Genomic DNA, 20,226 nt, shown 5'->3' on the forward strand with positions numbered 1-20,226 from the left:
CGGTGCGGAAAGAGCATGAGGGGACGCGCCGATGTATGAATATGCCATCGCCTGGGAATGGCTGACCTTTGCGGTCCGCTGGCTGCATGTCATCACCGCCATCGCCTGGATCGGCTCGTCCTTCTATTTCATCGCGCTCGATCTCGGCCTCGTGAAGCGGCCGCATCTGCCGGCCGGCGCCTATGGCGAGGAGTGGCAGGTGCACGGCGGCGGCTTCTACCACATCCAGAAATACCTGGTGGCGCCGGCCTCGATGCCCGAGCATCTCACCTGGTTCAAATGGGAAAGCTACATGACCTGGCTTTCCGGCTTCGCGCTGCTCTGTCTCGTCTATTACGGCGGCGCCGACCTCTTCCTCATCGATCGCTCGGTGCTCGACGTCTCGACGCCGGTCGCCGTCCTCATCTCGCTCGCCTCGCTGGCACTCGGCTGGATCCTCTACGACCTTCTCTGCAAGTCGCCGCTCGGCAGGAACACCTGGGGGCTGATGCTCGTCCTCTATTGCATCCTCGTCGCCATGGCCTGGGGCTACACGCAGGTCTTCACCGGCCGGGCCGCGTTCCTCCATCTCGGCGCCTTCACGGCGACGATCATGTCGGCCAACGTCTTCTTCATTATCATGCCGAACCAGCGCGTCGTCGTCGCCGACCTCATCGCCGGCCGCACGCCCGATCCGAAATACGGCGTCATCGCCAAGCAGCGTTCCACGCACAACAACTACCTGACGCTGCCCGTCATCTTCTTCATGCTGTCGAACCACTATCCCCTCGCCTTCGCGACGGCCTTCAACTGGATCATCGCCGCACTGGTCTTCCTGATGGGCGTGACGATCCGGCACTGGTTCAACACGACCCATGCCCGCAAGGGCAAGCCCACCTGGACCTGGCTCGTCACCGCGCTCCTCTTCCTCCTCATCATGTGGCTTTCCACCGTGCCGAAGGTGCTGACCGGCGAAAGCGCGAATGCCGGTCTTCCCCCCTCCGCGCAGCGGTTCGCATCGAACGGCCATTTCCCGGCGGTGCGCGATCTCGTCTCCACCCGCTGTTCGATGTGCCATGCCGCCGAACCCGTCTGGGAAGGGCTTCGCGCGGCGCCGAAGGACGTGGTGCTCGAAAGCGAAACGGCGATTGCCCTCCATGCCCGCGAGATCTATCTGCAGGCCGGGCGCAGCCATGCCATGCCGCCGGGCAATGTCACCGGCATGACGAGGCAAGAGCGCGCCCTGATCACCGCCTGGTTCGAAACCGCAGCAGAAGGACGCTGACCGCTATGACGACAACCCTCATCCGCGGACGCCTGCTCTCCTTCTTCCGCCGCCCGGTCGCGATCAACGATACGGCAAGCTATCGCTACGAGGAGGACGGCGGCCTGCTGGTCGAGGACGGGAAGATCGCCGCCGTCGGCCCCTATGCGGACATGCGCGCGGCTGCGCCCGCCGAGGTGGAGGAGATCGACCATCGCCCGCACCTCATCCTGCCCGGCCTCATCGACACGCATCTGCATTTCCCGCAGATGCAGGTGATCGGCTCCTATGCCGCCAACCTCTTGGAATGGCTGAACACCTATACCTTCCCGGAGGAATGCCGCTTCGTGGAGAGCGAGCATGCCGCCCGCATCGCCCGCCACTTCTACGACGAGATGATCCGCCACGGCACGACGACCGCCGTCGCCTATTGCTCCGTGCACAAGACATCCGCCGACGCCTATTTCGCCGAGGCGCTGAAGCGCGGCATGTGCATGGTGGGCGGCAAGGTGATGATGGACCGCAACGCGCCGCAAGGCCTGCTGGACACGCCCGAAACGGGCTGTGACGAGACGCGCGCCGTGATCGCCGAATGGCACGGCAGGGGCCGCAACCATGTCGCCATCACCCCGCGCTTCGCCATCACCTCGACGCCGGCGCAGATGGAAATGACGGCCGCGCTCGCCCGCGAATTCCCGGACCTCCACATCCAGACGCACCTTTCCGAAAACCACGACGAGATCCGCTTCACCAGCGAGCTCTATCCCGATGCGCTCGACTATACGGACGTCTATGCGAAATACGGCCTGCTGGGCCCGAAAAGCCTGTTCGGCCATTGCATCCACCTCTCCGAGCGGGAAGCGGATGCGATGAGCGAGGCGGGCGCCGTCGCGGTGCACTGCCCCACCTCCAACCTCTTCCTCGGCTCCGGCCTCTTCCCCCTCAAGGCGCTGTCGCGCCGGGAGAGGCCGGTGCGCATCGCCGTCGCGACGGATGTCGGCGGCGGCACGAGCTATTCGATGCTGAAGACGATGGACGAGGCCTACAAGATCCAGCAATTGCTCGGCGAGCGGCTGAACCCGTTCGAGAGCTTCTACCATATGACGCTCGGCAATGCCGAGGCGCTGTCGCTCGAGGACCGCATCGGCACGCTGGATGCCGGCACGGACGCCGACTTCGTGGTGCTGGATGCCGCCGCGACACCTGCCATGGCGCTGAAGATGGAAGTGGTGCGCTCGCTGACGGACGAACTCTTCCTGCTCCAGACGCTCGGCGACGACCGGGCCGTGCGCGAGACCTACGTGGCCGGCAAGCCCATGAAGGCGGCGCTCTAACTGCCGCGATAGGTGGAGTAGCCGTAGGCCGTAAGCAGCAGCGGGACGTGGTAGTGGCTCGACGGATCGGCGACGCCGAAGCGCAGGGGTATGCGGTCGAGGAAGGCGGGTTCGGTGGTGACCGCCCCCGTCGCGCGCAGATAGTCGCCGGCGTGGAACACCAGCTCATAGGTGCCGGCCATGAAGCCGACGCCCTCCACCAGCGGAGCGTCGACGCGCCCATCGCCGTTCGTCACCCTGGTCACGATGTGCTGGTGCTCGCCGTTCTCGATCCAGAAGAGATCGATCGTCAGGCCGGCCGCGGGCTTGCCGAGCGCGGTGTCGAGGACATGGGTCGTGAGGCGGCCGGGCTTGTTCATGGGTTCCTCAGGGATGTTCGATGATGAAGGGTTCGTCGAAGAAGAACTCCTCCAGGTTGACGCCGCCGCCGAGGCGGTCGACCACGAGGAAATCGCTCACCGCGTCGAGGGTCATCAGCGGATGGTGCCAGACGTTGCGGCGATAGTTGACGCCCTGACGCCCCCCGGCGCGGAAGACCTGCGGCCTGCCCGGCCTACCGCCCTCGTCCTCCGCCACCACGACCAGCCAGGGCCGGTCGTCGATTGGCGAGAAGCTCTGGCTGCCGAAGGGATGGCGCTCCATCATGTCGACGGCATAGGGGAAGGCCCTTGGGCTGCCGCGGAAGAGGTTGATGATGACCTTCGCATCCTCGCCGACGGCCTCGGCCTCGGCGAGCGCATGGTAGCGCTCGGTATTGCCGCCGTTGATATGGCGCATCGTGGCGGGATCGGCCTCGATCACCGTGCCGAAGGGGGCGAAGGCTTCCTGGGTCAGCGGCCGGATCGTCAGTTTCTCAGCCATGAGACAGCCCTCCCGGGGAGAGGAAGGGCGGTCTTCGGTGGTCGGGCATGTTCATTCTCCGGGGAGAGCAGCGGTCAATCTGAGGAGCGCGATGCGCTCCACCTGGGTTTTCGCGGTTTCGAACTCCGCCGCCGCCGTGTTGCCGATGCGGGCCTCGAAGGCGGCGAGGATGTCATCCTTGGTAAGCCCTTTCACCGCAATGATGAAGGGGAAGCCGAACTTTTCCGTATAGGCGGTGTTGAGCTCGGTGAAGCGGGCGTGCTCGGCCGGAGAGAGCCGGTCGAGGCCGGCACCGGCCTGCTCGTTGCGGCTGTCCTCCGTCAGCTCGCCGGCGATCGCCAGCCTGCCGGCAAGGTCCGGATGGGCACGCAGCACGCCAAGCTGCTCGGCCTCGCTCGCCGTGCGGAAGGCCTCGACGAGCGCGGCATGCACGCCGGCTGCCGTCAGCGGCAGGGCGACGGCGCCGGCATCGAACGCGCGCTCGGCGATGAAGGGCGAATGCTCGAAGACGCCGCCGAAACGGGCGAGGAAATCGGCCCGGTCGATCATGCGCCCTTCCCCTTCGACGGGTGGTGGTTCTCGATCCAGTGGCGCGCGATGTCGATGCGCCGCGGGATCCAGATCTTCTCATGGCCGAGCACGTAATCGACGAAGCGGGCGAGCGCGGCGGCGCGGCCGGGCCGGCCGACGAGGCGGCAGTGCAGGCCGATGTTCAGCATCTTCGGGCTGCCTTCGGCGCCCTCCTGGTAGAGCACGTCGAAGGCGTCCTTCAGGTAGGTGAAGAACTGGTCGCCGGTGTTGAAGCCCTGGGGCGTCGCAAACCGCATGTCGTTGGTTTCGAGCGTATAGGGGATGATCAGGAAGGGCTGGCCGTCGAGGCCCGGCACCCAGAAGGGCAGGTCGTCCGCATAGGAATCGGAGGAATAGACGAAGCCGCCCTCCTCCATGACCAGGCGCAGCGTGTTGCCGGAGGGCTTGCCCTGGTACATGCCGAGCGGATGGGAGCCGGTCAGCTCCTTGTGCAGGCGCACGGCCTCGCGGATGTGCTCGCGCTCCTTCTCCTCGGAAAAATCCTTGTATTCCAGCCAGCGGTAGCCGTGGCTGGCGATTTCCCAGCCGGCTTCCTTCATGGCGGCGACGGCTTCCGGGTTGCGCGCCATGGCGAGCGTCACGCCGTAGACGGTGGTCGTGACGTTGCGGCTGGTGAACAGGCGATGCAGGCGCCAGAAGCCTGCGCGCGAGCCGTATTCGTAGATCGATTCCATGTTGAGGTTGCGCTGGCCCGGCCAGGGCTGCGCGCCGACGATTTCCGAGAGCAGGCACTCCGACGCCCCGTCACCGTCGAGGATGCAGCTTTCGCCGCCCTCCTCATAGTTGATGACGAACTGCACGGCGATGTTGGCATCGCCCGGCCAGCGCACCTTGGGGGGCGTGCGGCCGTAGCCAATCAGGTCGCGCGGATAGGTCTTCTCAGTCATTCGATCACCTCGACAATGGGCGGAACCGGTGCAGCGGACGGCCGGAAGCCGAATTGAATCCGATGCATACCCTCATGAAAGGAACCATTACCGCCTCGGCCCGTTTCCTGTCCATCACAAGCAAGGAGAAACACCTATGGCCATGCAGGATGCAAACATTCGCGAAACCCAGGATCTGATCGCCAGCGACAAGGTGGAGGGCACGAGTGTCTACGGGGCCGACGGCAAGCATATCGGCTCGGTGGAGCGTCTGATCCTCGACAAGCGCAGCGGTCACGTCTCCTACGCGGTGCTCAGCTTCGGCGGCTTCCTCGGCCTCGGCCAGGACCACTATCCCTTGCCTTGGGCGAAGCTGAGCTATGACGAAGGCCTCGGCGGCTATCGCGTCGACGTGACGAAGGAGCAGGTCGAGCGCGCACCGCACTATGAAAGCGATGCCGAATACGACTGGAACCACCGCAACGGCAAGGTGATCCACGACTATTACGGCGTGCCGCCCTACTGGATGTAAGCACGGGTCACACCCGTCCGGCTTCCTCGAAGTGGGCCGCGACGGTGAAGGAGGGCGGTACGCCAAGCGTGCCGCCCTTGATTTCGTCCAGCACCGCGCGCGCCAGTTCATGCGCCAGGCCGAAGCTCACCTTGAAGCCGCCGGTCATCAGGCTGACGGTCGGGTGATCGGGATGGCGGCCGACCATCGGCTCGCGGCCGATCGCCTTGGGCCGCAGCCCTGCCCAGCGCTCCACGACCGGCGCTTCCGCCAGAACCGGCGCCATCTGCCGTGCCCTGGCGATCAGCGCGTCGAGAAGCCCGTCAGTGCCGGAGGGATCGGCAAAGCTGTTTTCGCTGGTGCTGCCGATAGCGACGAGGCCGTCCTCATGCGGCACGATGTAAAGCCCGTCGGCAAAGATCACCGGCAATGCCGGATCGACGGGCGCCCGAAGCAGCGCCGCCTGCCCCTTCACCGCGCTCCCCACCCGCCTTGCCGGCGGGGGAACGAGCGGCGCGAGCAAGGCGAAGGTCTCGACGCCGGCCGCCAGCACGCAATGGCCGAAGGCCAGGCTGGCGCCATCCTCGAACCGGGCGATGCCATTCGCCGGGTCCAGCGCGGAAAGCCCCGCGCCTTCGCGGATCGTGACATTCGGCAGGCGCGCGAGCGCGGCCCGCAAGGCGGCGAGCAGCGCGCGGGGCGCAAGGCGGGCGGCGAGATGATCATGGACGAGCCCCGAAGCCATCGCCGTTTCCGCCGGCCATCCCGCGACGGGGGACGCGTCCAGTACCTCGAAGGCGAAGGTGCGGCCGGGCATCGTCCAGACGGAAAGCGCATCCTGCGCATGGCGGAGCGCGATGGCGCGGTTGTGGGGCTTCGGAAGGGGGATGAGGCGGCCGGAGCGGCGATAGCCCGCGGAAAGCCCGGTTTCGGCCTCCAGCGCTGCGATCTCCGCCTCGAGCGAAACCAGCGCGGCGAACTGGAAGGCCTTCTTGGCGTTCCAGCGATCCGGCAGATGCGGCATCAGCGCGCCGAGCACGCCGCCGCTGGCGCCTGCGCCGATCGCCCGCCGCTCGGCAAGGTGCACGGACAGGCCCTGCCGGGCGGCAAGAAGCGCGGTCCACAGGCCCATCACCCCGCCGCCGGCGACGATGAGGTCCACGGCCGGTTGACCGGCGGCCTTCCCGCGATTATCGGCATTCGCCATGGCTGACCACAATCCTGAAAACACGCCGCAGACCGAAGCCGTCCTCGATTGGCACGACGGCGATATGCCCTATTCCCGGGCCTTTGACGACCACTTTTATTGCCGCAGCGACGGCCGGCTGGAATGCGGCCATGTCTTCCTCGCCGGCAATGGGCTGCCGGACCGCTGGCAACGGAAAGCACCTTTCCGCATCGCCGAACTCGGCTTCGGCACCGGCCTCAACCTCTGCGAGACCTGGCGGCAATGGCGCGGAACCGCGCCGGAAGGCGCAAGCCTCCACTTCACCTCCTTCGAGCGTTTCCCCATGGCGCGTGCCGATATCGCCCGGGCACTCGCGCACTGGCCGGAAATCGAGCACGAACGCACGATCCTGGCCGACAAATGGCCGGATGCACCGGCCGGGCGCGTCGAGATCGACCTTGCGCCCGGTGTCCGCCTCACCGTGGTCTGCGGCGCGGCGCTGGAAAGCCTCGGGAACGAGACGACACCCTTCGACGCCTGGTTTCTCGACGGTTTCGCGCCTGCGCGCAATCCGGACATGTGGTCGGCCGAGCTGATGGCGGCGGTCTTCCGGCTGACCGTTCCCGGCGGGCGCTTCGGCACCTATGCGGCGGCCGGCTTCGTGCGGCGCAACCTTGCGGCCGCCGGTTTCGTCGTGGAACGCCGGCCGGGTTTTGCGGGAAAACGGGAAATGCTGTGCGGGGAAAGACCGGTCGGCTGAACGCTCACGACAGCGTGCCGGTCACGGCGTCCCTGCCGCTGCGCTTCAGCCAGCGGTCGAGCTTTTCTTCGAGCTTCTCGATGCTGATCGGCTTCGTCAGGTAATCGTCCATGCCCGCGGTCAGGCAGTCCTCGCGATCGCCATCGAGCACATGGGCGGTGACGGCGACGATCGGCACCCGGCGGCCGGAGCCGCTTTCGATCGCGCGGATCGCACGGCTCGCCTGCAGGCCGTCCATCACCGGCATGGAGATGTCCATCAGGATCATGCCGGGGCGGGACGCGCGGAAAACCTCCACCGCCTCCTGCCCGTTTTCCACCAGCCGGAAGCGCAGGCCGGAGGCCATCAGCATCTGGGTGAAGAGGATCTGGTTGACCTCGTTGTCCTCGGCCACGAGGACATCGAGGATTTCGCCTTCGGCGGCCGCGACCCCGGAGGTGGCCGCATGCGGGCGCAGCGGCAGGACCTTGCCCTCGCCTGCGCCTTGCGCCGGAGCCTTCGTCCCGCGCATCGCCCGCAGCACCTCGGACACCGTCTCGCGCAGCAGGTCGGCCCGCACGGGCTTCATGAGATGGGCCTGGATATCCGGCGAGGCGAGCAGCCTGTCATCGGCCGGCAGGGTCATGGATGTGAGCATGATCACGGCGATGCCGGCGGTTCGGGGCCCTTCCCGTAATGCCCGCACGAAATCGAAGGCACGCTCCGGGTGGTAGTCGAGCAGGACGGCATCCACCGAGACGCCCATGTCGCCTGCCGCGGCGAGGACGGCAAGCGCCTCCGTCTCGGAGCCGACGGCGGTCGCGTCGAAACCCCAGTCGAGCAGCATGTCGTGCGCGGCCTTGCGGGAGAGGTCGTGCCCGTCGACGACGAGGATGCGCGCGCCCGGCGCCCTGGCCGGCACGATGCGGGCCGGCAGGGCGGCGACGGCGAGCGCCATCGGCAGGCGCACGGTGAAGGCCGAACCGCTGCCGACCTCGCTGGTCGCCGTGAGCGTGCCGCCGAACAGGCGCGTCAGCCCGTCGGTGATGGCGAGGCCGAGGCCGGTTCCCTCGTGGCGGCGGGTCGAGGAGGCGTCGACCTGCGAGAACTTCTCGAAGATCGATTCCATCTTCTCGGCCGGAATGCCCGCCCCCGTGTCCTCGACGCGGATGATGATCTCCACGCCGCCATCCCCGCCCGTCTGCGCGGAAAGATCGATGAGGACATGCCCGCGGTCGGTGAACTTGACGGCGTTGCCCACGAGATTGGTGACGATCTGGCGGAAACGGCCCGCGTCGCCCATCACCACGGCCGGCATGTTGGCCGCGCCGCGCACGACGAGCTCGATGTCCTTCTCCGCCGCCTTCGCCGACAGCAGCGTCGCGACGTCCTCGATCGCCTCCACCGGATTGAAGGCGGTGGCACGCAGCGTCATCTGGCCGGCATCGATCTTCGAGAAGTCGAGGATGTCGTTGATGATGGTGAGCAGCGCATTGCCGGACTTCACCATGATGTCGATGAAGGTCTTCTGCCGCGTATCGAGGTTCGATTTGGCGAGCAGCTCCGCCATGCCGAGCACGCCGTTCATCGGCGTGCGGATTTCATGGCTCATATTGGCGAGGAATTCCGACTTCGCCTTGTCGGCCGTCTCGGCGCGGGTAACGAGGCGGCGCAGCTCGTCCTCGCGGCTCTTGAGGTCCGTGATATCGGAAAAGACGATGACGTCGCGGCCGCGGCTCGTCGGGGTCACGTCGAGACGCAGCCAGCGCTGGTAGCCGCTGAAGACCGTCAGCGACGCCGGCTTGCCGGTGAAGAGGATTTCCCCGAACCGGCTGGCATCGACGGGCTCCTCGCCGAGGAAGCCGGCGATGTCACGGTCGATGCAGCTTTGCAGCACGTCCTTGACGAGCGCGCCCGGCTGCAGCAACTCGCGCGGCATGGCGATCATCGCGGACAGCGCCTCGTTGGAGAGCACCACCACGCCGTCCTCGATGATGAGGAGGCCCTGGCTCATCGAGGAGACCGCGTCCTTGACGAGGCTGCCGACCTCCTCGAGGGCGCTGCGGGTCTCCAGCACCTCGCGCTCGCGCTCGCGCCGCTCGGTGATGTCGATATAGGTCAGGAGGCAGCGGCCGCCGGAGATCGCACAGCCGGCCTCGATCACCGTCCGGCCGCTGGCATAGGCGACCTCGCGCGCCGGCGTCTCGCCGGCCCGGATACCGGAAATGCACGCCTCGTAGGCCTCGGCAAGCGTCCCCTCTTCCCCGTAGGCGCCGCCCTGCGCCTGCTGGAAGCGCAGGAGATCGCCCAGCGGGCGGCCTTTCATCGGCGGCAGCGCGCCGTCCCACAGCTCCTCGAAGGCGCCGTTCACCAGTTCGATATTGCCGGCCACATCGACGACGACGATGCCGACAGGCAACGATTCGACGATGCTTTCGAGATCCGCCTTGGCGCCCTCCGCCTCGCGTTGGGCCTCGATCAGCTGGCCTTCGCGCTTCTTCAGCACCGTGGTGTCGGTGATCGAGCCGATGAGATAGCGTTTTTCGTCCAGCGTCGTGACGCGGCAGAGACGCGAGATCGTCGGCAGCACCGAGCCGTCCGGCCGGACATGATCGATCTCGGCTTCAAGCAGTTCGCCGGTATCGAGCACGAGCTGGTTCTGCGCGTGGAACTTCTCGCCCTGCCCCGGAAACATGTCGAGCGTGGTGAGGCCGAGCAGTTCTTCCGGCTGGCGGCCCGTCAGCGCGACATAGGCGCGGTTGGCGAAGATCATGCGCTGGTTCTCGTCGCGCATGAAGCTTGCGACCGGCAGCTCGTCGAGCAGCGCCCGGTAGAGGCTGATCTCCTGCGAATGCTGCTTCAGCCGCCCTTCGCTCTCCTTCAGCGCCGTCACGTCGAGGCGCAACGCAACGAAGGTGCCATCCGGCCGGCGCTGCGTGACGAGGCGGATCCAGCCGCCGGCAAGGCGGACGACGCATTCGTGCAGCGGCAGGTCATAGCAGGCAAGCCGCGCGGCGACCCAGTGCTCGCGCTCGTCTTCGGACGTGTGTCCCACTTCGATATCGTGCAGCGCGCGCGTGAGCGCGGCGAGGTTGACGGGGCCGTCCGCAAGCGTGCCGACGAGCAGCCGGTAGAACTCCCGCATGCTGCGATTGGCGTATCGCAACCGGTTGTCGGCACCGAAGACGGCGACGCCCGCCCCGAGCGCATCGAGCGCATCCTCCACAGGCTCGCCAGACGCGGCATCGCCGCGCTCCCCGGCCGCAGCATCCGCCAGCCGCGCCGCAACGCCATTCAGATTGGCGGCGGCACAGATCGTGGCGGCCGGCACCTCGACCGAGGGCGTGAAAAGGCCGACGAGCACCGAGAGAGTCGGGGAGATTCGCTCGCGCTTCATGGCGATATCGAAGCTGCCGCCGCCGAAGGGGTGCAGATAACGGGCCCGCTCGGGGTTTCCGAAGATCAGGCAGCGGCGTTCCGGATCGTCGCGGTCGCCATGGCCCGGCGCCTCGCCGCTTTCGTCGCTGGTAAGGCCGATCATCTCCGCGGGACCGTGGCCGAAGAGGCGCGCATAGGCCTCGTTCACCGCCAGATAGCGCAACTCGCTGCTTTTGACATATGCCGGATACGGGTGTTCGCGAACGCGCGCACAGGCCGCCACCAGCAATTCGTCTTGAGTTTCAGCCACGCCACGCGCTCCCCGAAGCAGGACGGAGGGAGAGATTCATACCCCTCGGGGGTACCACTAATCCTTGAACGGATGGTTAACCTTTCGTTGCCGGAAGTGACGCATCCAGGAAGGCGCGTCCCGAAACCGCTTATCCACCAGGGCATTTGGCTGTCGCAAATGGCGGAGCATGCCGTTGCAGGACATGCGACAAAAGCGCGAGGCAAACCAGACCGGGGCTGCGCTGCACATGGGCGACGTGATCAAACTCGAAAGTCACCTCGAACAACCGGAGGCGTCCGAGACGCCCGTCGAGCGCCGGCGCCGCAGCGGCGGGCGCAGCGCAGAGCGCATCCGCCGGCCGACGGCCACCTCCAGATACCTCAATCTCGTCAACACGACGGCTTCCTCCGAGGTGCTTTCCGAGGATGCGCTGGAGGCCGTGCACCAGGCATCGCTCACCATCCTCGAAGAGATCGGCATGGACATCATCCTGCCGGAGGCGCGCGAGCGCATGAAGGCGGCCGGCGCCGAGGTGACGCCCGGCACGGACCGCGTGCGCTTCGACCGCGGGCTCATCCTGGACATGATGGCCTCCGTCCCGCCCGCCTTCACGATGCATGCGCGCAATCCCCTGCGCAATGTCGAGATCGGCGGCAACAACCTCGTCTTCGCGCAGGTTGCCTCCGCCCCCTTCGTCGCCGACCGCGACGGCGGCCGGCGCGCCGGCAACCAGGAGGATTTCCGCAAGCTGGTGAAGCTCGCCCAGTCCTACGACGTCATCCACACGACGGGCGGCTATCCGGTCGAGCCGGTCGACATCCACGCCTCCGTCCGCCATCTCGACTGCCTGTCGGACCTGGTGACGCTGACCGACAAGGTGTTCCACGTCTATTCGCTCGGCAGGCAGCGCAATCTCGACGGCATCGAGATCGCCCGCATCGGCCGCGGCATCTCGATGGAGCAGATGGAGCGCGAGCCCTCGCTCTTCACCATCATCAACACCTCCTCGCCGCTGCGGCTCGACGGGCCGATGCTGCAGGGCATCATCGAGATGTCGTCGCGGGGCCAGGTCGTGGTGGTGACGCCCTTCACGCTGGCCGGCGCCATGGCGCCGGTGACGATCGCGGGCGCCGTCGTGCAGCAGAATGCCGAGGCGCTGGCCGGCATCGCCTTCACGCAGATGGTGCGGCGCGGCGCGCCGGTCATGTATGGCGGCTTCACCTCCAATGTCGACATGAAGACGGGCGCGCCCGCCTTCGGCACGCCGGAATACATGAAGGCGGTGATCGCCGGCGGCCAGCTCGCCCGCAAGTACAACATCCCCTATCGCACCTCGAACACCAATGCCTCCAACACGCTGGATGCACAGGCCGCCTATGAATCCGCCTTTTCCCTCTGGGCGCTGACGCAGGGCGGCGGCAACTTCATCATGCATTCGGCCGGCTGGAGCGAGGGCGGCCTGACGGCCTCCTTCGAGAAGTTCATCCTCGACGTGGACATGCTGCAGATGGTGGCCGAATATCTGGCGCCGCTCGATGTCAGCCCGGACGCGCTGGGCATTGAGGCCGTGCGGGACGTCGGCCCGGGCGGCCACTTCTTTGGCACGCCGCACACGCTCGCCCGCTACGAGACGGCGTTCTACGCCCCGATCCTGTCGGACTGGCGCAATTTCGAGACATGGACGGAAGCCGGCCGGCCGACCACCTACGATCATGCCAACCGGGTCTTCAAGGAAAAGCTAAACACCTACGAGAAGCCGCCGCTCGACCCGGCGATCGAGGACGAACTGGAGGCGTTCGTCGCAAAGCGCAAGGAAGAGGGCGGCGTTCCCACGGATTTCTAAGGCTTTTCTCGTACGACCTCAGGCATCGAACATGATGGAGCGGACGGAGGAGATCAGCTTCTCCGTCGGCAGGTTGGAAAAGTTCTTGTCGATCTCGGCCATGGTCAGCGTGCGCGACTTGTCGGAGAGCTTGTTGCGCAGGTCGCCGAGCGTCTGCGGCGCTGCGCAGACCACGAGCCGGTCGAAGGCGCCTTCGGCGGCGTAGTCGTCGATGCGGCCGGCGACTTCCGCTGTGAACTTCAACTGTTCCTCCCGCACGGGATCGCTCGAATATTCCATGGCGGAACGGCCAGGACCGACCGAGGAATGGCTGCGGCCGGGCTTGTCGGCCATGATGTCCTGCGCCTTCTTCGGCTCCCAGCGAAAGACCTCCTGCTCCGGGCTCTGCTGGCCATCCTTCAACAGGTTCACCCCTTTGAGCAGGCGGGCCTGGTTGCCGTCAGCGGCGAGAATCCAAGTCGTAGCGGTCATGTTTCACTCCCGTAGCGAGGTTCATGGACAGGCAGACGAATCCGCCCTGCGCAACATCCAACAGGATTGTGGCAGGATGCGCGTTGATCCAACGCAACGGCCGGGCGCATGTTCCGGGTGGCATCGATAACGAACCTGTTGGAAAGCGGTGTCCGTCCCCTATCCCCGCGCCGCCATGGTTCGCTAGGGTACGGCAGAGGACAGGAGAACCCCGTGGCCGAACCGCTGAAGAACCTGCTGCATCCCGGACTGGTGAAGGAGATGGCGGAGCACGTCTCCCGGGCCGCGCCGGATTTCGACGCGGACCGCTTCACGCGGCTTGCCACGGACGGCATGGCGGCGCTGGAGCTGATGCAGCGCGCCGAACGGATCAAGGACGCGCTGGTGCAGACGCTGCCCGCCGACTATGCGGCCGCTGCGAAGATCCTTCGAAGGGCACTGCCGCAGGAGGAGGGCCCGGGGCTTTCCGGCTGGGCCCTGCTGCCGGTCAACCAGTTCGTCGCGCAACAGGGCCTGCAGCATTTCGACCTGTCGCTCGCCCTCCTCAAGGCATTGACGCCGCATTTCACGGCGGAATTCGGCATCCGCTGCTTCATCCACGCCGAGCAGGACCGGGCGCTTGCGGAAATCTCGGGCTGGACGACCGATCCCGATCATCACGTCCGCCGGCTTGCCAGCGAAGGCACCCGCCCGCGCCTGCCCTGGGCGATGCGCCTACCGGCGCTGGTCAGGAACCCGGCACCGGTCCTGCCCATCCTTGTCTCCCTCCTCGACGATCCGGAAGACTATGTCCGCCGCTCCGTCGCCAACAACCTCAACGATATCGCCAAGGACCATCCGGCCCTCGTCGCCGATTTCGTCGAGCGGCACATCGAGGGCGCCTCCGCCGAGCGCCGGCAGTTGCTGCGCCATGCCTCGCGCACGCTCCTGAAGAAGGGTGATGCGAAGGCGCTCGCCAATTTCGGCTTTGCGGCGGCCAGGGGCATCGGCGCGGCCCTCACCCTTGCTGCCCCCGCTATCGTCTTCGGCGACAAGCTCGGCTTTTCCATCGTGGTGACGAACGCGGATGCGGCGCCACAGCGGCTGATGATCGACTATGCGATCCACCATGTGAAGGCGAACGGCACGCTGGCGCCCAAGGTCTTCAAGTGGAAGCAGCTCGACCTGCCGGCCGGCGCCAGCCAGACGATCGGGAAGGATCATGCGATCCGGGCGATCACCACGCGGCGCTACTATCCCGGAAAACACCGCATCGAGATCCTGATCAACGGCACGGTCTGCGCCGCGGCCGACTTCGACCTGCACATGGCGTAGGGGCAACTCTTTTCGCATCTGCGAAAACTAAGGCTTGACTTTTCACCACAAAACAACGACATGAGCCGCAGCGTCGCCCTTCGGCCGCCGCGTGAGCGAGCCTGAGATTTCCCCGCAACGGGATACGAAGAAGGACAAGCGCAAGAGAACGATCCGCCTCCCATTTGCGGATGATTGCGCAGACGACTGCCAACCAACCCACAAGTTCCCAATTCACGCGGGGTTCTTGACGCCAGACGAAACCGGAAGCGCATGGTGCGGTTCCGGCCTGATGCAGTTCGAGCAAAAGCGTGACGCGGTCTTGCGTCCGGAACTGCGGTCGGGACAGTCGCCTGGCGCCCCGAAAGGTATCAGACTTGACCACGTTCCACGACCTCGGCCTCTCGAAGACCATCGTCGCCACGCTCTCCGCCCTCGGCTTTGAAAAGGCAACGCCGATCCAGGAAAAGGCCATCCCGCTCGTCCTCGAAGGCAGCGACCTGATCGGCCTTGCCCAGACCGGCACCGGCAAGACGGCCGCCTTCGGCCTGCCGATGATCGAAAAGCTTCTCGCCGAGGCCCGTCGCCCCGACCCGCGCAATATCCGCGCCCTCATCCTCGCCCCGACCCGCGAACTGGTGAACCAGATCGCCGACAACCTGCGCGACTTCGTGAAGAAGACGCCGCTGCGCGTCGTCACCGTCGTCGGCGGCGCCTCCATCAACAAGCAGTCGGAAATGCTCTCGCGCGGCACCGACATTCTCGTCGCCACCCCCGGCCGCCTGCTCGACCTTGTCGCCCGCAAGGCCGTGACGCTGACGCAGGCCCGCTACCTTGTGCTCGACGAGGCCGACCAGATGCTCGACCTCGGCTTCATCCACGACCTGCGCAAGATCTCCAAGCTCGTGCCGAAGAACCGCCAGACGCTGCTCTTCTCGGCCACCATGCCCAAGCTGATCGCCGAGCTTGCCGGCGAATACCTCGTCAACCCGAAGAAGGTCGAGGTCACCCCGCCCGGCAAGGCCGCCGACAAGGTGGAGCAGTATGTGCACTTCGTGCCCGGCAAGGACCAGAAGACGCAGATCCTCAAGAAGACGCTCACTGACAATCCAGATGGCCTGTCGCTCGTCTTCTCGCGCACCAAGCATGGTGCGGAAAAGCTGATGAAGCATCTCGACCATATCGGCTTCAAGGCCGCCTCCATCCACGGCAACAAGAGCCAGGGCCAGCGCGAGCGCGCCCTCAAGGCCTTCCGTGACGGCGAGATCCGCGTGCTGGTCGCCACCGACGTCGCCGCCCGCGGCATCGACATCCCGGGCGTCACCCACGTCTACAACTACGACCTGCCGGAAGTGCCGGACGCCTATGTCCACCGCATCGGCCGCACGGCGCGCAACGGCCGCGACGGCATCGCCATCGCCTTCTGCGCGCCGGACGAAGCGCATCTCCTGCGCGACATCGAGAAGCTGATGGGCATCAAGATCACGGTCGCCAGCGGCGAGGCCCCGGCCATCGTGACGGCCGGCCCCGGCGGCAAGTCGCGCAAGGGCCGCAACAATGGCGGCGGCCAGCGTTCCGGCAACGGCCGCGCCGCCCAGCGCCCGCAGCGCAAGCCCTTCGGCGATGGCACGCAGGCCGCCTCCGAGGGCGGCGCCCCGGCTGCCGGCAAGCGCGCCCATGGCGGCCGCCCGCAGCAGAAGCAGGGCGAGCGCCAGAACCGCAACCACGGTGGCGGCAACGGCCAGGGCCGCCCGAACCACCACGGCAAGCCGCGCCGGCCGGAAGGCCAGCGCCGCGAGCAGGCGTAAGCAGGTTGATCAGAAGATGAGCAAACGGCGGGCTTCGGCCCGCCGTTTTCGTTTGGGCCAACCACCGGCGTCGCGGGTGTCGCGTGGATCCTCGGCTCGGAGGCCGAGGATGACGAAAGAAGGGAGGTTTGCAGGCTCAAGGCAACGAAGCCGCATGCCGCACGGTTTGACGAGCGGGCAGCCTCACCCCCCCTCCGTCATCCTCGGCCTGCGAGCCGAGGATCCACGCGACACCCACCGACCGCCACCTACTCCGCCGGAGCGACATCCTTGCGGTTGGTGAGATAGACCCCGACAACGACGATCGCCGTGCCGAGGATCATCGGCACCGTCAATTCCTCGCCGAAGACGGCGGCGGCCTGGACGGCGGCGATCGGCGGCACGAGGTAGATGAGAGAGGCTGCGCGGGAGACCTGCCCGCGGCGGAGAAGGTAGAGGAGCAGCAGGACCGCCCCCATGGAGATGCCGAGCACCGACCAGGCGAGCAGCGCCACGAAGGCCAAGCCGACATCGACATGCAGGCTTTCCAGGCAAAGCGCGAAAGGCACGGTAACGATGAGCGCCCCGACATATTGCAGCGTCGCGATGGCCCGGATGTCGCCGGCCTGGAGGTGCTGCTTCTGGTAGATCGTGCCGTAGGTGACGGCGGCCATGCCGAGCATGTTGACGACGATGGCAAAGGCCGGGATTGCCGCGGCCCCCTGGCCGAAGAATTTCGGCAGCACCGCCAGCAGCACGCCGAGAAAGCCGAGACAGAGGCCGGCCTTCTGCGTCGGGCTCAGCCGCTCGCCGATGAAGAAGGGGGCGGCCAGCGCCGTCATCAGCGGCTGGAGCGCCGCGATGATGGAGGAAAGCGCGGCCGGCACGCCCTCGCCGATCGCCCACCAGACCGCCCCGAGATAGAGACCGTGCAGGAAGGCGCCGGAGACGACGGCATGCGCGATCGTGCGCCGGTCGCGCGGCCAGGCGACGCCGGACGCAAGGCACAGGCCGGCGAACAGAATGGCGGCTGCGGCATAGCGGATGCTCAGAAACGTCAGCGGCTCGGAGACGATGGCACCGAACTTCGCGACGACCCAGCCGGTCGACCAGAGCAGGACGAAGATGGCCGGAGCCAGGCGATCGAGGGACATGGGACTTCCGGCGAAAGGACAATCGGTGCGCGAGCGATAGGCGCGGCCTCCGCGATGGTCAAAGGAATTTCCTTGATGATTAGGTTCAACGAAAGATCGGGCGGAACGGCTTTTCGGCATCTGCCCATGTTTTCGGCAGAACCGGCCCCGGCGGCGTCCCGCGGTTCGGCACGGCGCGGGCAGCGGCATGTTTCCCTTGCAGAAAAACCGTCTTGCCGGCCGGTTTAGCCGCCTTCAAAGCGGTGTGAGAATTCTTTCCTGCTAATTGAGCATGGTTCTTGCATTGCCCGGGATGTTGTACTCAAATGGCGAGAAATGGGGAACACGCCTTTGGCATTTGATGAAATGATGAATGCGGACCAAAGTCCGCGGCAGCCATACGAAAACTACCATGACTGGTACGAAGGACAGGATCGGGCTCGCCTGATCGCCAAATCAAGGGACGCCGAGAACCTCTTTCGAAAGACCGGCATCACCTTCGCGGTCTACGGACACGAGGACAGTTCCGAGAAACTCATCCCCTTCGACATCATCCCCCGCATCATTTCCGGCCGAGAATGGCGCAGGCTCGCCCAGGGCATCGAACAGCGGGTCATCGCCCTCAACGCCTTCCTCGACGACATCTACCACAAGCAGGAGATCATCAAGGCCGGCCGCGTGCCGCGCGAACTGATCGAGCGCAACGAAGCCTTCCTGCCGCAGATGATCGGCTTCAAGCCGCCGGGCGGCGTCTATACCCACATCGTCGGCACCGATATCGTGCGCACCGGCGAAGACCAGTTCTACGTGCTTGAGGACAATGCCCGCACCCCGTCCGGTGTCAGCTACATGCTGGAGAACCGGGAAACCATGATGCAGATGTTCCCGGAGCTGTTCCACATCAACAAGGTGCGGCCGGTCGAGGACTACCCGAAGCTCCTGCGCCAGAGCCTCGCCTCGCTCGCCCCGCCCGGCTGTTCGGGCAAGCCGCGTGTCGCGGTGCTGACCCCCGGCATCTTCAACTCGGCCTATTACGAACACGCCTTCCTCGCCGACATGATGGGCGTGGAACTGGTCGAGGGCTCGGACCTGCGCGTCGTCGACGGCAAGGTGAAGATGCGCACCACCCGCGGCTACGAGGCGATCGACGTGCTCTATCGCCGCGTCGACGACGATTTCCTCGATCCCCTCACCTTCCGGCCGGATTCCGCCCTCGGCATTCCCGGCATCATGGATGTCTACAAGGCCGGCAACATCACCATCGCCAACGCCCCCGGCACCGGCATTTCCGACGACAAGGCGATCTATTCCTACATGCCCGAGATCGTCGAGTTCTATACGGGCCGCAAGGCGATGCTCGAGAACGTGCCGACCTGGCGCTGCTCGGAAGAGGACAGCCTGAAATACGTGCTCGAGCACCTGAGCGAACTGGTGGTGAAGGAGGTGCATGGCTCGGGCGGCTACGGCATGCTCGTCGGCCCCACCGCCTCGAAGAAGGAGTGCGCGGCCTTCGCCGAAAAGCTGAAGGCCCGGCCGGCGAACTATATCGCCCAGCCGACGCTGTCGCTCTCCACAGTCCCGATCCTCGTCAACAAGGGCATCGCGCCGCGGCACGTCGACCTCCGGCCCTACGTGCTCGTTTCCGACAAGGTGCAGATCATTCCCGGCGGGCTCACCCGCGTGGCGCTGAAGGAAGGCTCGCTGGTGGTCAACTCCAGCCAGGGCGGCGGCACGAAGGACACCTGGGTACTGGAGGACTGAGCCGATGCTGGGACGAACTGCAAACGGCCTCTACTGGATGTTCCGCTATATCGAGCGGGGCGAGAACATCGCCCGCCTCATCGATGCGGGCCTGCGCATGGCGCTTACGCGCACCGGCTCCTCCGACGAGGACTGGGACGGCGTGCTGCAAAGCGCCGGCGTGCGCGAGGACTTCGACGCGGCACACGGCAAGCTCACCAGCACCGACGCGATCGACTACCTGCTGCGCGACCGCTCCAACCCGTCGAGCGTGATGTCCTGCGTCGAATCGGCCCGCAACAATGCGCGTATGGTCCGCACCGCGCTGACGCGGGAAACCTGGGAAGCGACGAACGAGTGCTGGATCGAGTTCAAGGACATGCTCGCCAAGCGCATCCGCGCGGCGGAAATGCCCGAGGTGATCGACACGATCAAGCGGCGCACCGGCCTCATCCGCGGCGCCTTCCACGGCACCATGCTGCGCGACGACATCTACAACTTCTCGCGCATCGGCACCTTCATCGAGCGGGCGGACAACACCGCGCGTATCCTCGACGTCAAATATTATGTGCTCCTGCCGGCGATCGCGAAGGTCGGCTCCTCGCTCGACAACATGCAATGGGAATCGATCCTGCGCTCGGTCTCCGCACACCGCTCCTACAGCTGGGTCTATGACGGCGACTATTCCTCGACCAACATTTCCGACTTCCTGATCCTCAACGACCGCATGCCGCGCTCGCTCGCCTACAGCTACGACAAGATCGTCAGCAATCTCGGCTATCTCGCAAAGCTCTACGGCGACAACCACGCGGCGCACGAAACGGCCTCCGCCACGCTGATGCTGCTGAGAAGCCGCACCATCGACGACATCATGGAACAGGGGCTCCATGAGTTCATCGAAGAGTTCATCGTGCACAACAACCGCCTCGGAGAGGAAATCTCCGAAGGCTACCGCTTCTATCGATAGGGCTGGCGA

Annotated in this window: 17 protein-coding genes; 9 read left to right on the plus strand and 8 right to left on the minus strand. The window is 66.1% G+C overall.

The window, feature by feature from the left end:
* Positions 1–31: 31 nt before the first annotated feature.
* Positions 32–1,264 (plus strand): urate hydroxylase PuuD, encoded by a 1,233-nt coding sequence (gene puuD, locus AABQ55_RS19070; protein ID WP_244767106.1) that lies wholly within the window; start codon positions 32–34, stop codon positions 1,262–1,264.
* A 5-nt stretch (positions 1,265–1,269) separates the two neighbouring features.
* Positions 1,270–2,577, plus strand: coding sequence for a guanine deaminase (guaD, locus tag AABQ55_RS19075; RefSeq protein WP_272806135.1), 1,308 nt, complete (start codon positions 1,270–1,272; stop codon positions 2,575–2,577).
* Here guaD and uraH read toward each other — a convergent pair.
* Genes uraH through puuE form a run of 4 tightly spaced genes read right to left on the minus strand, consistent with a single transcriptional unit; the run spans position 2,574 to position 4,916 of the window.
* On the minus strand, positions 2,574–2,936 hold the full coding sequence (gene uraH, locus AABQ55_RS19080) for a hydroxyisourate hydrolase (protein ID WP_272806136.1): 363 nt from the start codon (positions 2,934–2,936) through the stop codon (positions 2,574–2,576). The genes guaD and uraH overlap by 4 nt on opposite strands.
* Before the next feature lie 7 nt (positions 2,937–2,943).
* Positions 2,944–3,438 (minus strand): ureidoglycolate lyase, encoded by a 495-nt coding sequence (locus tag AABQ55_RS19085; RefSeq protein WP_272806137.1) that lies wholly within the window; start codon positions 3,436–3,438, stop codon positions 2,944–2,946.
* Between the two features lie 51 nt (positions 3,439–3,489).
* On the minus strand, positions 3,490–3,987 hold the full coding sequence (gene uraD, locus AABQ55_RS19090; protein WP_272806138.1) for a 2-oxo-4-hydroxy-4-carboxy-5-ureidoimidazoline decarboxylase: 498 nt from the start codon (positions 3,985–3,987) through the stop codon (positions 3,490–3,492).
* On the minus strand, positions 3,984–4,916 hold the full coding sequence (gene puuE, locus AABQ55_RS19095) for an allantoinase PuuE (RefSeq protein WP_272806139.1): 933 nt from the start codon (positions 4,914–4,916) through the stop codon (positions 3,984–3,986). Before puuE ends, uraD begins: the two co-directional genes overlap by 4 nt.
* A 136-nt stretch (positions 4,917–5,052) precedes the next feature.
* On the opposite strand from puuE, the gene AABQ55_RS19100 reads away from it, so the two are divergent.
* Positions 5,053–5,427, plus strand: a complete 375-nt coding sequence (locus AABQ55_RS19100) for a PRC-barrel domain-containing protein (protein WP_272806140.1) — start codon at positions 5,053–5,055, stop codon at positions 5,425–5,427.
* A gap of 7 nt (positions 5,428–5,434) precedes the next feature.
* On the opposite strand, the gene AABQ55_RS19105 is transcribed toward AABQ55_RS19100, so the two are convergent.
* On the minus strand, positions 5,435–6,613 hold the full coding sequence (locus tag AABQ55_RS19105; protein WP_272806141.1) for an NAD(P)/FAD-dependent oxidoreductase: 1,179 nt from the start codon (positions 6,611–6,613) through the stop codon (positions 5,435–5,437).
* On the opposite strand from AABQ55_RS19105, the gene mnmD reads away from it, so the two are divergent.
* Positions 6,612–7,334, plus strand: coding sequence for a tRNA (5-methylaminomethyl-2-thiouridine)(34)-methyltransferase MnmD (mnmD, locus tag AABQ55_RS19110; protein WP_244767113.1), 723 nt, complete (start codon positions 6,612–6,614; stop codon positions 7,332–7,334). The two genes, AABQ55_RS19105 and mnmD, sit on opposite strands and share 2 nt — an antisense overlap.
* A gap of 4 nt (positions 7,335–7,338) precedes the next feature.
* Here the strand turns inward: mnmD and AABQ55_RS19115 are convergent, their stop codons facing one another.
* The gene (locus AABQ55_RS19115; RefSeq protein WP_272806142.1) at positions 7,339–11,001 is read right to left on the minus strand and encodes a PAS-domain containing protein; all 3,663 of its coding nucleotides are present in this window, start codon (positions 10,999–11,001) and stop codon (positions 7,339–7,341) included.
* 229 nt (positions 11,002–11,230) lie between these two features.
* Here AABQ55_RS19115 and AABQ55_RS19120 point away from each other — a divergent pair, with 229 nt between their 5' ends.
* Positions 11,231–12,826: a trimethylamine methyltransferase family protein gene (locus AABQ55_RS19120; protein ID WP_272807499.1), complete on the plus strand. Its 1,596-nt coding sequence runs from the start codon at positions 11,231–11,233 to the stop codon at positions 12,824–12,826.
* A gap of 18 nt (positions 12,827–12,844) precedes the next feature.
* Here the strand turns inward: AABQ55_RS19120 and AABQ55_RS19125 are convergent, their stop codons facing one another.
* Entirely contained in the window at positions 12,845–13,297 is a 453-nt protein-coding gene (locus tag AABQ55_RS19125; protein WP_244767115.1) for a host attachment protein, read from the minus strand.
* Between the two features lie 213 nt (positions 13,298–13,510).
* Here AABQ55_RS19125 and AABQ55_RS19130 point away from each other — a divergent pair, with 213 nt between their 5' ends.
* Entirely contained in the window at positions 13,511–14,611 is a 1,101-nt protein-coding gene (locus AABQ55_RS19130; protein WP_272806143.1) for a DNA alkylation repair protein, read from the plus strand.
* 356 nt (positions 14,612–14,967) lie between these two features.
* Positions 14,968–16,398 carry a DEAD/DEAH box helicase gene (locus tag AABQ55_RS19135; protein ID WP_272806144.1) on the plus strand — a complete coding sequence of 477 codons (1,431 nt, stop codon included), beginning with the start codon at positions 14,968–14,970 and terminating at the stop codon, positions 16,396–16,398.
* A 248-nt stretch (positions 16,399–16,646) separates the two neighbouring features.
* Here AABQ55_RS19135 and AABQ55_RS19140 read toward each other — a convergent pair whose 3' ends face one another.
* Entirely contained in the window at positions 16,647–17,531 is an 885-nt protein-coding gene (locus AABQ55_RS19140) for a DMT family transporter (RefSeq protein WP_272806145.1), read from the minus strand.
* 345 nt (positions 17,532–17,876) lie between these two features.
* Between AABQ55_RS19140 and AABQ55_RS19145 the strand changes: the two genes are divergently transcribed.
* Together AABQ55_RS19145 and AABQ55_RS19150 are read left to right on the plus strand one after the other, a co-directional pair.
* A complete protein-coding gene (locus AABQ55_RS19145) occupies positions 17,877–19,271 on the plus strand; it encodes a circularly permuted type 2 ATP-grasp protein (RefSeq protein WP_272807500.1) in 1,395 nt (464 codons plus the stop codon).
* 4 nt (positions 19,272–19,275) lie between these two features.
* On the plus strand, positions 19,276–20,217 hold the full coding sequence (locus AABQ55_RS19150; RefSeq protein WP_272806146.1) for an alpha-E domain-containing protein: 942 nt from the start codon (positions 19,276–19,278) through the stop codon (positions 20,215–20,217).
* Positions 20,218–20,226 lie beyond the last annotated feature (9 nt).

It is taken from the genome of Shinella sp. WSD5-1 (assembly GCF_963942435.1).
Taxonomy (GTDB): Bacteria; Pseudomonadota; Alphaproteobacteria; order Rhizobiales; family Rhizobiaceae; genus Shinella; species Shinella yambaruensis.